General features: G+C 68.4%; 10 protein-coding genes. 3 read left to right on the forward strand and 7 right to left on the reverse strand.

What is annotated here, in order from left to right:
- Window positions 1–16: 16 nt before the first annotated feature.
- The 5 genes from purE to ACZ5MJ_RS15195 all read right to left on the reverse strand — a co-directional run bounded on the left by purE (window position 17) and on the right by ACZ5MJ_RS15195 (window position 5,458).
- Window positions 17–514, reverse strand: coding sequence for a 5-(carboxyamino)imidazole ribonucleotide mutase (gene purE, locus ACZ5MJ_RS15175; protein ID WP_464220429.1), 498 nt, complete (start codon window positions 512–514; stop codon window positions 17–19).
- Window positions 515–599: 85 nt separating this feature from the next.
- On the reverse strand, window positions 600–1,508 hold the full coding sequence (locus tag ACZ5MJ_RS15180; protein WP_464220430.1) for a phosphoribosylaminoimidazolesuccinocarboxamide synthase: 909 nt from the start codon (window positions 1,506–1,508) through the stop codon (window positions 600–602).
- 103 nt (window positions 1,509–1,611) lie between these two features.
- Complete coding sequence (gene fba, locus ACZ5MJ_RS15185) at window positions 1,612–2,676, reverse strand: class II fructose-bisphosphate aldolase (protein ID WP_464220431.1); 1,065 nt, start codon at window positions 2,674–2,676, stop codon at window positions 1,612–1,614.
- A gap of 55 nt (window positions 2,677–2,731) precedes the next feature.
- Window positions 2,732–4,168, reverse strand: coding sequence for a pyruvate kinase (pyk, locus tag ACZ5MJ_RS15190; RefSeq protein WP_464220433.1), 1,437 nt, complete (start codon window positions 4,166–4,168; stop codon window positions 2,732–2,734).
- Between the two features lie 93 nt (window positions 4,169–4,261).
- The gene (locus ACZ5MJ_RS15195; RefSeq protein WP_464220434.1) at window positions 4,262–5,458 is read right to left on the reverse strand and encodes a phosphoglycerate kinase; all 1,197 of its coding nucleotides are present in this window, start codon (window positions 5,456–5,458) and stop codon (window positions 4,262–4,264) included.
- A 685-nt stretch (window positions 5,459–6,143) separates the two neighbouring features.
- Here ACZ5MJ_RS15195 and ACZ5MJ_RS15200 point away from each other — a divergent pair.
- Window positions 6,144–7,286 (forward strand): helix-turn-helix transcriptional regulator, encoded by a 1,143-nt coding sequence (locus tag ACZ5MJ_RS15200; RefSeq protein ID WP_464220436.1) that lies wholly within the window; start codon window positions 6,144–6,146, stop codon window positions 7,284–7,286.
- A 13-nt stretch (window positions 7,287–7,299) separates the two neighbouring features.
- Here the strand turns inward: ACZ5MJ_RS15200 and ACZ5MJ_RS15205 are convergent, their stop codons facing one another.
- Complete coding sequence (locus tag ACZ5MJ_RS15205) at window positions 7,300–8,319, reverse strand: Bug family tripartite tricarboxylate transporter substrate binding protein (protein ID WP_464220438.1); 1,020 nt, start codon at window positions 8,317–8,319, stop codon at window positions 7,300–7,302.
- A gap of 168 nt (window positions 8,320–8,487) precedes the next feature.
- Window positions 8,488–11,502, reverse strand: a complete 3,015-nt coding sequence (locus ACZ5MJ_RS15210; RefSeq protein WP_464220441.1) for a DEAD/DEAH box helicase — start codon at window positions 11,500–11,502, stop codon at window positions 8,488–8,490.
- A gap of 184 nt (window positions 11,503–11,686) precedes the next feature.
- Here ACZ5MJ_RS15210 and ACZ5MJ_RS15215 point away from each other — a divergent pair, with 184 nt between their 5' ends.
- On the forward strand, window positions 11,687–12,607 hold the full coding sequence (locus ACZ5MJ_RS15215) for a branched-chain amino acid transaminase (protein WP_432259300.1): 921 nt from the start codon (window positions 11,687–11,689) through the stop codon (window positions 12,605–12,607).
- Window positions 12,608–12,663: 56 nt separating this feature from the next.
- A complete protein-coding gene (locus ACZ5MJ_RS15220) occupies window positions 12,664–12,858 on the forward strand; it encodes a zinc-finger domain-containing protein (RefSeq protein WP_078195358.1) in 195 nt (64 codons plus the stop codon).
- Window positions 12,859–12,865: the final 7 nt, after the last annotated feature.

Raw genomic sequence — 12,865 nt, forward strand, 5'->3', positions numbered from 1 at the left:
GATTACAGCGGCAGCATTACAACGGCAACGTCATTGCGCGCGCGGCTTCGGTCTGCTTCGTGCGGAACGCGTCCAGCGCGCCGGCCAGCGCCTCGTCGGTGGTGGCCAGCGTGGCGATCGCGTGCAGCGCGGCATTGGCGGCACCCGCCTCGCCGATGGCGAAGGTGGCCACCGGCACGCCCTTGGGCATCTGCACGATCGACAGCAGCGAATCCTCGCCGCGCAGGTACTTGGACGGCACCGGCACGCCGAACACGGGCACGATGGTCTTGGCGGCGATCATGCCGGGCAGGTGCGCGGCCCCGCCGGCACCGGCGATGATGGCGCGCAGGCCGCGGCTGCGCGCGGTCTCGGCATAGCGGAACATGTCGTCCGCCATGCGGTGCGCGGACACCACCTGGGCCTCGAACGGCACGCCGAAATCCTTCAGCATGGCCACCGCGTGCTGCATCACGTCCCAGTCGGAACTGCTGCCCATCACTACGCCGACCAGCGGCTTGTCTTGCTTGCTCACGTTTGATCCTCGCTTGTTTGTTCCCCTCTCCCCTTATGGGGAGAGGGGAACACCATTGGCTTTTGGAAAGCCGATGGATAGCAACTTACTGCAGTTCTTCGCCCGTCAGGCGCGTCAGCGCCTCACGGTACTTGGCGGCGGTCTTCTCGATGACCTCGTCGGGCAGCTGCGGCGCCGGCGCGGTCTTGGGCCAGGGCTTGCCGTCGATGCGCACGGCCTCCAGCCAGTCGCGCACGAACTGCTTGTCGAACGACGGCGGGTTGGTGCCCACCTGGTACGAATCGGCCGGCCAGAAGCGCGACGAATCGGCGGTCAGGACCTCGTCCATCAGCGTCAGCACGCCGTTGTCGTCCAGGCCGAACTCGAACTTGGTGTCGGCGATGATGATGCCGCGCGTGGCCGCGAACTCGGCCGCTTCCTTGTACAGGCGGATCGAGATCTCGCGCATCTGGCGCGCCAGCGCGATACCGATGCGGGCCTCGACCTCGGTGAACGAGATGTTCTCGTCGTGCTCGCCCATCTCGGCCTTGGCCGCCGGCGTGAAGATCGGCTCGGGCAGCTTCTGCGCGTTCTGCAGGCCCGGCGGCAGTTCGATGCCGCACACCTTGCCGGTGGCCTGGTAGTCCTTCCAGCCGCTGCCGGCGAGGTAGCCGCGCACCACGGCTTCGACCAGGATCGGCTTCAGGCGCTTGACCACCACGGCGCGGCCCTTCACCTGCTCCACTTCCCCGGCTGCGACCACGGTCTCGGGCGCGATGCCGGTCTCGTGGTTCGGCACGATGTGCGCGAGCTTCCTGAACCAGAAGTTGGCCATCTGGTTCAGCACGCGGCCCTTGTCGGGGATCGGCTCGCCCATGATGACGTCGAACGCCGACAGGCGGTCGGTGGTGACGATCAGCAGCTTGTCATTGCCGACGGCATAGTTGTCGCGCACCTTGCCGTGGCCCAGCAGCGGCAGCGAGTTGATGGAGGACTGGTAGAGAGCGTTGGACATGATGGTTCCGATAAAACGGCGAAGCCGCCGGGCGCTGGATGCGTGCCGCGGCGGCCGGAACTGCAACCCGCCTTCCGCTTGCGCGGAAGGCGGACAAGGGACATTACTGCACGACCTGCGCCAGCTTGCCCGACTTGTACTGCTGCGCGACGTCGGTCAGGCCGACCGGCTTGATCTTGCTGGCCTGGCCTTCGCAGCCGAAGGCGATGTAGCGCGCCTTGCACACCAGCTTGGCGGCTTCGCGGGCCGGCTTCAGGTATTCGCGCGGGTCGAACTTGCCCGGGTTCTCGGCCAGGAAGCGGCGGATCGCGGCGGTCATGGCCAGCCGGATGTCGGTGTCGATGTTGATCTTGCGCACGCCGTACTTGATGGCTTCCTGGATTTCCTCGACCGGCACGCCGTAGGTTTCCTTCATGTCGCCGCCGAACTTGCGGATCTCTTCCAGCAGTTCCTGCGGCACCGACGACGAGCCGTGCATCACCAGGTGGGTGTTGGGGATGCGGGCGTGGATTTCCTTGATGCGGCTGATCGCCAGGATGTCGCCGGTGGGCTTGCGGGTGAACTTGTAGGCGCCGTGCGAGGTGCCGATGGCAATGGCCAGGGCGTCCAGCTGGGTGGCCTTGACGAAGTCGGCGGCCTGCTCCGGATCGGTCAGCAGCATGGAGTGGTCCAGCACGCCAACGGCGCCGATGCCGTCTTCTTCGCCGGCTTCACCGGTTTCCAGCGAACCCAGGCAGCCCAGTTCGCCTTCCACGGTCACGCCGACCGCGTGGGCCAGTTGCACCACCTTGCGGGTGACGTCGATGTTGTACTCGTATTCGGCCGGGGTCTTGCCGTCTTCGCGCAGCGAGCCGTCCATCATCACCGACGAGAAGCCCAGGTCGATCGCGCCCTGGCAGATCGCCGGCGACTGGCCGTGGTCCTGGTGCATCACCACCGGGATATGGGGATAAGCCTCCACCGCGGCCTCGATCAGGTGGCGCAGGAAGTGCTCACCGGCGTATTTGCGCGCGCCGGCCGAGGCTTGCATGATCACCGGGGCGTTGACCTCGTCGGCAGCCTGCATGATGGCCTGCACTTGCTCGAGGTTGTTGACATTGAAGGCCGGCAGGCCGTAGCTGTTCTCGGCAGCGTGGTCCAGCAGCTGGCGCATCGAAACGAGTGGCATGTCTAACTCCTAAATAAAAATGGGGTGTCTTCCGCTTATTCTTTTGTCGGCGTCCTCAGCTGCCCACCCTGACGATCTTCAGGGTGTTGGTGCCGCCCGGCTGGCCCATCGGCTCGCCGATGGTCAGCACGATGAAATCGCCGCGCTGCACCACGCCCTGCGCCAGCAGCAGTTCCTCGGCCTGCTCCAGCGCGGTATCGCGGTCGGCGCTGGACTGCAGCGGCAGCGGCACCACGTTGCGGTAGAGCTGCATCTTGCGCTGCGAGGCCAGGTTGGGCGTCATCGCATAGATCGGCACGTGGATGCGGTGGCGGCTCATCCACAGGGCGGTGGCGCCGGAATCGGTCAGCGCGGCGATCGCCTTCACCTGCAGATGATAGGCCGTGAACAGCGCCCCCATCGCCACCGACTGGTCGATGCGCGAGAAGGTCTGGTTGAGGAAATCGGTATCGAGCTGCACCACCTCGGACTTCTCGGCCTCGACGCAAACCGCGGCCATGGCCTCAACGGTCTCCACCGGGTAGCGCCCGGCGGCGGTCTCGGCCGACAGCATCACCGCGTCGGTGCCGTCCAGCACGGCGTTGGCCACGTCCGAGACCTCGGCGCGCGTGGGCACCGGGTTGACGATCATGCTCTCCATCATCTGGGTCGCGGTGATGGTCAGCTTGTTGGCCTCGCGCGCCAGCTTGATCATGCGCTTCTGCAGCGCCGGCACGGCGGCATTGCCCACCTCGACGGCCAGGTCGCCGCGCGCCACCATGATGCCGTCGGAAGCCTGCAGGATCTCTTCCAGCACGCCCGGGCGGATGGCCTCGGCGCGTTCGATCTTGGCGATCATGCGAGCCTTGTGGCCGTGCGGCTGGCCGGCCACGGCGGCCAGCTGGCGCGCCATTTCCATGTCGGTGGCGTTCTTGGGGAAGCTGACCGCGACGTAGTCCGCGCCCAGGGCCATGGCGGTCTTGATATCGTCCATGTCCTTGGCGGTCAGCGCCGGCGCCGACAGCCCGCCGCCCTGGCGGTTGATGCCCTTGTTGTTGGACAGCTCGCCGCCCACGCGCACGGTGGTGAAGATCTCGCTGCCGAGCACGCGCTCCACCACCAGCACGATCAGGCCGTCGTTGAGCAGCAGCAGGTCGCCCGGGCCGACGTCGCGCGGCAGGTCCTGGTAATCCAGGCCGGCGCGCTGCTCGTTGCCAAGCTGGCAGTTCGAGTCAAGGATGAACGGGTCGCCCGGCTTGAGCGTGATCTTGCCGTGCTCGAACTTGCCCACGCGGATCTTGGGACCCTGCAGGTCGGCCATGATGGCGACTTCGCGCCCGCATGCCTGCGCGGCCTCGCGCACCATCCGGGCACGGTCGAGGTGATCCTGGGCGGTGCCGTGCGAAAAGTTCAGCCGCACCACGTCGACCCCCGCCGCGATCATGCGCGTCAGGATTTCCAGCGAGCTGGAGGCGGGGCCGATGGTGGCGACGATCTTGGTGGAACGGGTCATGCGCGGATTTCCTGGTTCAGGGCCAATGGCCCGGGGGCCCACTAGCGCGGACCGGCGGGCCGCTGGGGCGCCGCCAGGCCCGGGACGGATGCGTCAGCCTGCGGCGCGCTGCTCCAGCACTTCGAATGCGGGCAGCTTCTTGCCTTCCAGGAATTCCAGGAACGCGCCGCCACCGGTAGAGATATAGCCCACGCGGTCGGCAATGCCGTACTTGGCGATCGCGGCCAGCGTGTCGCCGCCGCCGGCGATCGAGAATGCCTTCGAGTCGGCGATGGCCTGGGCCAGCACCTTGGTGCCGTTGCCGAACTGGTCGAATTCGAACACGCCCACCGGGCCGTTCCAGACGATGGTGCCGGCGGCCTTGAGCTGCTCGGCCAGCATGTCGGCGGTCCTGGGCCCGATGTCCAGGATCATGTCGTCGTCGGCCACTTCCCTGACGTCCTTGACCGTGGCCGCGGCGTTGGCGCTGAATTCCTTGGCGCACACCACGTCGACCGGGATCGGCACCGAGGCGCCGCGGGCCGCCATGATGTCGATGATGGCCTTGGCATCGCCGACCAGGTCGGCTTCGGCCAGCGACTTGCCGATCTTCAGGCCGGCGGCCAGCATGAAGGTATTGGCGATGCCGCCGCCGACGATCAGGTTGTCGACCTTGTCGGCCAGCGACTTCAGGATGGTCAGCTTGGTCGAGACCTTGGAGCCGGCCACGATCGCCACCAGCGGGCGCGCGGGCTGGCCCAGCGCCTTGCCCAGCGCGTCGATCTCGGCGGCCAGCAGCGGGCCGGCGCAGGCGATCGGTGCGAATTTGGCGATGCCATGGGTGGTGGCTTCGGCGCGGTGGGCAGTGCCGAAGGCATCGTTCACGTAGACGTCACACAGCCTGGCCATTTTCTGGGCCAGTTCATCGCTGTTCTTCTTTTCACCCTTGTTCACGCGGCAGTTTTCCAGCAGCACCACCTGGCCCGGCGCCACGTCGACGCCGTCGACCCAGTCCTGCACCAGCCTGACCGGCTTGCCCAGCAGTTCCGACAGGCGCGTGGCGATCGGCGCCAGCGAGTCCTCGGGCTTGAACTCGCCCTCGGTCGGGCGGCCCAGGTGGGACGTGACCATCACCGCGGCGCCGGCGGCCAGGCAGGCCTCGATGGCGGGCACGGAAGCGCGGATGCGGGTGTCTTCGGTGATATTGCCGGCGTCGTCCTGCGGCACGTTCAGGTCGGCGCGGATGAACACCCGCTTGCCGGAGATTTTGCCTTGGGAAATCAGATCGGAAAGACGCAGGACAGAGGTCATGACGGTGGATGGCGCGAGATTTCGCTGCAAATTCGGGGAATCAGGCATTTTACCTGATCACGATCAACGCTTTGCCGATTCCGGACCGTGGCGGACCGGTGATGCGCCCCGAGAATCACAATCAGGCGGAGCGCTTGCGCCGCGGCAACCCGTACCCCCACGAAAGGGGGGTGACTCCCGTTTCCCTCATGTCCCCCGAGTGCGGTAATGTATGTAACGTCTGCTACAACAGACACGCAGACACACAGATACGCCAGAGCCGGTCCCGGAAGCGGCCATGACAAGAGGCGGCCAATAACAAGCAGCCAGAACAATAAAGCATGCCGGTGTGCGGGCGGACGCACGGCAGGCGCCGCGCATTATCTGTCGCGAATGCAGGGGGTAGTCAGATGAAAGCAGCCGACATGCACGGAGCGATCCGTGGCTTGTACGAGGGCATTCTCGATCCCGGAGCCTGGCACAACAGGCTGCGCGCCTTGACGGAATTGGCGGGCACCGCGCATGCAGCCGGGCGACCGGTGTATCGGCGCGCGCGAACCGGGCGAAGGCACCATGGCCCGCCATCCGTTCTACCGCGATTTCTTCCACCGCTATGACCTGCCTGCGTGGCCTGCCTGGCCGGGCGCACGCCCGCCACCATGCGAAAAAAATGTTAAAAGTATAAGAAATAAAAAGAAGGGAAGCCATGAGCGACACACAGATGCACGACACCATTCGCGCGCTGTACGAGGGGATCTTCGACGCAGACGCCTGGCAGCGCAGCCTGGGCGCGCTGTGCCAGGCCAGCCGCAGCACCCATGCCCATCTGCTGGTGCTCGACACGGTCCACGAGCGCGTGCTGGTGAGCCAGGAGGTCAACCCCATGCCGGAGGCCGTGGCCGCCTACCGCGAACAGTACGCAGCCATCGACCCTGCCTTGCCGATCACCAGGCGCATGTCGGTCGGCAACTGGTATATCGATTCCCGGGATCTGGGCGCGCAGGCGATGCGCCATTCGCCCTTCTACGGTGAATTCCTGCAGCAGATCGGACAGTCCTCGGTGATGGCCTGCCTGATCGAGCGCCAGCCGCACTACGACGTCTTCCTGTCGCTGCAGCGCCCGCGGGGCCACGACCACTATTCGCCCGAGGACGCGCGTGCGCTCGACTGGGCGATCCCGCACATGCGCCAGGCCATGGTGCTGCGCGAGCGCACCCTCCAGGTGTCGGCACTGGCGCATGCGTCGTCGCAGCTGATGGAGCGGCTGCCGTTCGGCGTGATCGTGTTCCGCGACGACGGCAAGCCACTGCTGGCCAACAGCATCGGCGAGACCTGGGTGCGCCGGCTGCTGCCGGCGGTGTCGATCGAAACCAGCGCCATGGCAGCGCCCGCCGCAACCGTGGGAGAAGAAGAAAGCTGGCAATTGTCGCGCCCGTTCGCGGACGCGTTGCGGGCCGTGTACAGCCCGGCCAATCCGCAGCCGGCGCAGGCGCTGCGCGCGGCCGACGGCGCCGGCCGCCAGGCACAGGTGATCCTGCTGCCGCTGCCCCCTGCCCATCACCTGGCAATGGACTGGCAACGTCCCAGCGTGCTGGTGGCCATCCATGAGCCCGGCGCCGCGCCGATGACGCTGCCGGCCGTCCTGCGCGACCTCTACGGCCTCACGCCGGCCGAGATCCGGCTGGCCTTGCAGTTGTCATCGGGCATTGGCCTGCCCGAGGCATGCGAGCTGATCGGGATCCGGCGCGAGACCGGGCGCACGCAGTTGAAGGCGGTCTTCACCAAGACCGGGACCGGCACGCAGGCGCAACTGGCGCACCTGCTCACTCGGCTGGGGGTGCGGACTTAGCGGCCGCCGCGCGTCAGTCGATCGACGCGCCCACGGTCTTGACCACCCCCGCCCACTTCTGGCGGTCGGCCTTCACCGTGGCCTTGAACTGGTCCACGGTCTCGACCCGCGGCGTGTTGCCGGCGTCGATCAGCTTCTGGCGGATCGCCGGCGTTTCCAGCGCCACCTTGACCGCATCATTGATCTTGCGCGCGATCTTCGGGTCCAGCCCCTTCGGCCCGAAGAAGCCGAACCAGATGGTGCTGTTGAAGCCGGGCAGGCCGCTCTCGGCAATGGTCGGCACCTCGGGAATCACCTGCACGCGCTGCTTCGTGGTCACGCCGAGCAGGCGCACCTTGCCGGCGCGGTACTGCGGCAGCACGCTCTGCACCTGGTTGAAGATGCAGCAGACCTCGCCCTTCGCCACCGCCTGCAGCGCGTCGGGGCCGCCCTTGTAGGGCACGTGGACCATGTCCAGGCCGGCGCGCGCGTTGAACTCGGCAAACGCCAGGTGGGTGCCGGTGCCATTGCCGGTGGAGGCAAAGTTGTACTTGCCCGGGTTGGCCTTGACCTTCTCGATGAATTCCTTGACCGACTTCACATCGAGCACCGCCGGGTTGACGGTCAGCACGTTGGAGACCTCGACCAGCGGCGCGATCGGGGTGAAATCGGCCTCGGCATCGAACGGCAGGCTCTTGTACAGCGCCGAATTGATGCCGTGCGTGGCGGCGGTGCCCAGCAGCAGCGTGTAGCCGTCCGGCCTGGCATGCGCCACCACCTCGGAGGCGACGTTGCCGCCGGCGCCCGGCCGGTAGTCGTAGACGATGGTGGTCTTCAGCGACTTCTGCAGCGATTCCTGCAGCGTGCGACCGACGATGTCGACGCCCGAGCCCGCGGTGAAGCCCATCAGGATCGCCACCGGCTGCGCCGGCCACTCGCCTTGCGCGCGGGCGGGCGTGCTGACCGTGCTGACGGCAGCGGCGGCGCACAGCACGGCCAGGCCGGTTGCGGAACGGAAGGACAAGCGCGGCAGCAGGCGGGACGAAGTAGGCATGGGGGCACCAGTATCAGCAAGGTAAGACCCGGCGCGGCGGGTCGGCACAGTGGCCGGGATCTGAGCCCCGGGCCAGCGCCACACGATAGCAAGGTTCCTGCCAAAACCAAACGACCGAGTTCACTTGAAGGTATGCCTTCGGGGCATATGTGTTGCCCCGCCAACGCCTCAGCGCCGCAGCAACCCCACCAGTTCGTCCACGTCCGGCAGCGGCGCGCCGGTGCCCGCCGCGCTGTCGTCGTCGGCCTCGAGCAGGCCATCGGCCAGCGCGCGCTTGTCGCGGTGCAGGTCGACGATGCGCTCTTCAATGGTGCCCGCATTGATCAGCCGGTACACCGTGACCGGGCGCTGCTGGCCGATGCGGTGGGCGCGGCCCATGGCCTGGTCCTCGGCGGCGGGGTTCCACCAGGGGTCGGCGATGATCACGTAGTCGGCCGCGGTCAGGTTCAGGCCGAAGCCGCCGGCCTTCAGGCTGATCAGGAAGACATCGCCCTCGCCTGACTGGAAGGCGGCCACGCGGCGCGTGCGCTCGGCCGCGGGGGTGGCGCCATCCAGGTATTGCAGCGCCAGGCCGGCGCGTTCCAGCCCCTGGCGCAGCAGCTGCAGGAAATCGACGAACTGGCTGAACACCAGGGTCTTGTGGCCGCTGGCGGCAAGCCCGCTGGCGAGGTCGACAAAGGCGCGCACCTTGGCGCCCTCGGTCAGTTGGCCACCGAGCTGGCCACTCAGTTCCGGCGTCACCAGGCGCGGATCGCACGCCGCGCGGCGCAGCCGCATCAGTTGCGCCAGCACGTGGATGCGCGCCTGCGCCTGGTGCTGGGCCTGCGCCAGGGCCCGCGCCCGGGCCCCGGCCGGCGCGCCCTGGGTGGCCTTGCGGGCCGCCTCCGCGCGCGCCAGCGCGGCTTCGGCCTCGGTCTGGGCCTGGCGGCGCAACGCCTCGTAGTGCGCGGCTTCGACCGGCTCGGGCTCGACGCGGATCACCAGCTCGGTGCGCGGCGGCAGTTCGTCCAGCACCTGCGCCTTGGTCCGGCGCAGCACGAAGGGCGCGATCATGCGGCGCAGGCGCAGGCGCGCCTCGCGCATGCCGGCGCGCTCGATCGGGTTGGCAAAATGCTCGTTGAAACGGGCCAGCGAGCCCAGCAGCCCCGGATTGCAGAACCGCATCACCGACCACAGCTCGGCCAGCCGGTTCTCCACCGGCGTGCCGGTCAGCGCCATGCGGAAGCCCGACGGCAGCGCGAACATCGCCTGGGCCCGCCGCGTGACCGCGTTCTTGAAGGCCTGAGCCTCGTCGGCCACCACGGTATGCCATTCGCGCCCGCAGAAGTCCTTGCTGGCCTGCTGCAGCAGCGTGTACGAGACAATGACAAGATCATGCGGCCCGGCCTGTGCCAGCAGCGTGTCGCGCTCGCCCTCGGCATAGACATGGACATTGAGCGTGGGTGCGAAGCGCCGCGCCTCGGCGGCCCAGTTGCCGCACACCGAGGTCGGCGCAATCACCAGCGCGGCGCCGCCGCCGGCGCGCGCCACCAGCACCGCCAGCGCCTGCAGGGTCTTGCCCAGGCCCATGTCGTCGGCCAGGCAGGCGCCCAGGCCCGAGGCCGCCAGCGTCATGGCCCACCGGTAGCCGGCCTCCTGGTAGGGCCGCAGCTCGGCCGCCAGCGTGGCAGGCAGCGCGATGTCGGCCTCGCGCGCGGCGCGCAGCCGGGCGATGCGCTGGCGGAAGTGCGCGTCGGGATCGATGCCGGCGCCGGCCAGCACATCGTCCAGCCAGGGCGTGGCCATCTGCGGCACGCGGATACCGTCGGGCACCCGCTCGCCGACGCCGGCCAGGTCGCGCAGCCGGCCACGCAAGGCGCGCGTCAGCGCCACGTAGACGCCCTGCCCCATCGGCACGAAGCGCCCGGCATGGCTGCCGGTCCAGTCGATCAGCTTGCCCAGTTCCAGCACCAGCCCCTCGGCCACGCGCAGCTCGCCGGCCAGCCGGTACCACGCGCCGCGGCTCTCGATCTGCACGCCCAGCTGCGGCAGGTCGGCCGGCAGCACCCGCATCTCCTTGCCGCGCGGCCACTCAACGGCCTGAACGGCAGGCAGGGTCGGCAGCGCCTCGACCACGTCAAGCGCATCCTCCGGATCGTCCAGCGTCCAGGTGTATTCCCCGCCCGGCGGCGACAGTGCCACCAGTTGCGGCAGCGCGGCGAAGACTTCGGCCACGCTGGCCAGTTCGGCGTCCAGGTCGCGCTGCGTGGCCAGGGTCTCGCCGCGCACCGCGGCCATCAGCCGCTCGCGTCCGGCGCCTGGCGCGAGCCGTGGCCCGAGCGGGCCCAGCGGCGTCACCACCAGCCGCAAAGAGATGCCGCGCCCGACCGGCGCCACTTCGGCGCGCAGGCGCGCCTCGGCCTGCACTGCGCGCGTGCCGCCCGCGGCATCGGCCTGGATCTGGAACTGTCCGGCCAGCGCGCGCAGGGTCTGGTCGAGCCGGGCGTGGCCGTCCTCCGGGATCGCCAGGCCGTTGCCGATCAGCCGGGCGGCCTCGAACTGCGCCGGGGTATAGCGGATCACCCGCAACCGGTGCGGGCCATCGCGCACCACCGTGACCTGGCGCAGCGCCTCGGCCTCCTGGCGCGCGGCGGCGGGCAGCAAGGCCTCCAGCGCCGGGGCTTCGCGCACCGGCGGGAACATGCGCAGCACGTAGCGGCCGGCGCTGTGCACGGCCTCCAGCGCGGGGGTGTCCTCCACCACCTCGAGTGTCTGCGTGGGCGCGTGGGCCAGCACCACGCCCGGGTGCCCCACCAGCGCCATCACCGCCATGGCGCGGTCCAGCACGTAGCGACGGTTGTGCGACTGGTCGCGGCGGATGGCCCGGGCCACGCGGGCGTCCCAGGGCTCCAGCCGGTCGTCCTCGGCCACCCGCGCCAGCGCCACCGGCCTGGGCTTGCCCCAGCCACGCGCGCCGCGGACCTGTTCCAGCGGCTCGATCGTGCCGGGCACGCCGTCGGCATCCAGCGTCAGCGCCCACAGCAGGCGCCGCGCGGCTTCGGCGCCGGCGGCAGGCTCGGTGCCGGCGAGCGCGCGCAGCGCATCCAGCGCCTGCTGCCAGCCGGCCTGCGGCGCGGGCGCGCCACTGGCGTCGGGCGTCGGGTCAGGCTGGGCATCAGGGCCGGAATGTGTGGTCAGAGGCACGGCGAATGTGGCGAGGATGGTGGGCTAACCGGCTGCCGAGCCGGCGGCACAGTGCACGGAACGGGGCAGAAACGCCCGGAAAAGAGGATTCTAGACCGCCGCGGCGCCCGCGCCGCGTTGTGACCCATGCCCCCCGGGCTTACAATATTGCTTTTGCCATTTCCACGGCGCAGGGAGAACAGACATGTCGATGGCGGATCGCGACGGCAAGATTTGGATGGACGGCAAGCTGATCGAATGGCGCGACGCCAAGATCCACGTGCTGACGCATACGCTGCACTACGGCATGGGTGTGTTCGAGGGCGTGCGCGCCTACAAGACCCCCGAGGGCACCGCCATCTTCCGCCTGAAGGAGCACACCCGGCGCCTGTTCAACTCGGCCAAGATCTTCCAGATGGCCATGCCCTTCGACGAGGCCACGCTCGAAGCCGCCCAGCGCGAAGTGGTGCGCGCCAACAACCTGGAATCCTGCTACATCCGCCCGCTGGTGTGGATCGGCTCGGAAAAGCTGGGCGTGTCGGCCCGGGGCAACACCATCCATGTCGCCATCGCGGCCTGGCCGTGGGGCGCCTACCTGGGCGAGGAAGGCATGGAGCGCGGCATCCGCGTGAAGACCTCGTCCTTCACCCGCCACCACGTCAACGTATCGCTGGTGCGCGCCAAGGCCAGCGGCTACTACATCAACTCGATCCTGGCCAACCAGGAAGCCACCGGCCTGGGCTACGACGAAGCGCTGCTGCTGGACACCGACGGCTACGTCAGCGAAGGCTCGGGCGAGAACGTCTTTATCGTGCGCAACGGCGTGATCTACACCCCGGACCTGGCCTCGTGCCTGGACGGCATCACCCGCGACGCCACCCTGACCATCGCGCGCGACCTGGGCATCGAGGTGCGTGAAAAGCGCATCACCCGCGACGAGATGTACTGCGCCGACGAGGCCTTCTTCACCGGCACCGCCGCCGAAGTCACGCCGATCCGCGAACTGGACGACCGCGTCATCGGCGAAGGCCGCCGCGGCCCGGTGACCAAGCGCATCCAGGACACGTTCTTCGCCGCCGTGGGCGGCACCGACGAAAAGTACAAGAAGTGGCTGACGCTGGTCTGAAGCCCGAGCACACCCACTGTTTTCATCGAACAATAAGCATCAATCCCTGCAACACCATGACGCAAACCGCCACCATCATCGAAATCGGCGCTGAAGATATTCCGCTGCATTGCCCGACCGCCAACACCCCGGCATGGAACTACCATCCGCGCGTGTTTCTCGACGTGGCAGACACCGGCGAGGCCAGGTGCCCCTACTGCGGCACCGTCTACAAGCTCAAGCCGGGCACCGTGCTGAAGGGCCACCACTGACCCGAGC

Source organism: Cupriavidus sp. LA-1, assembly GCF_055385985.1.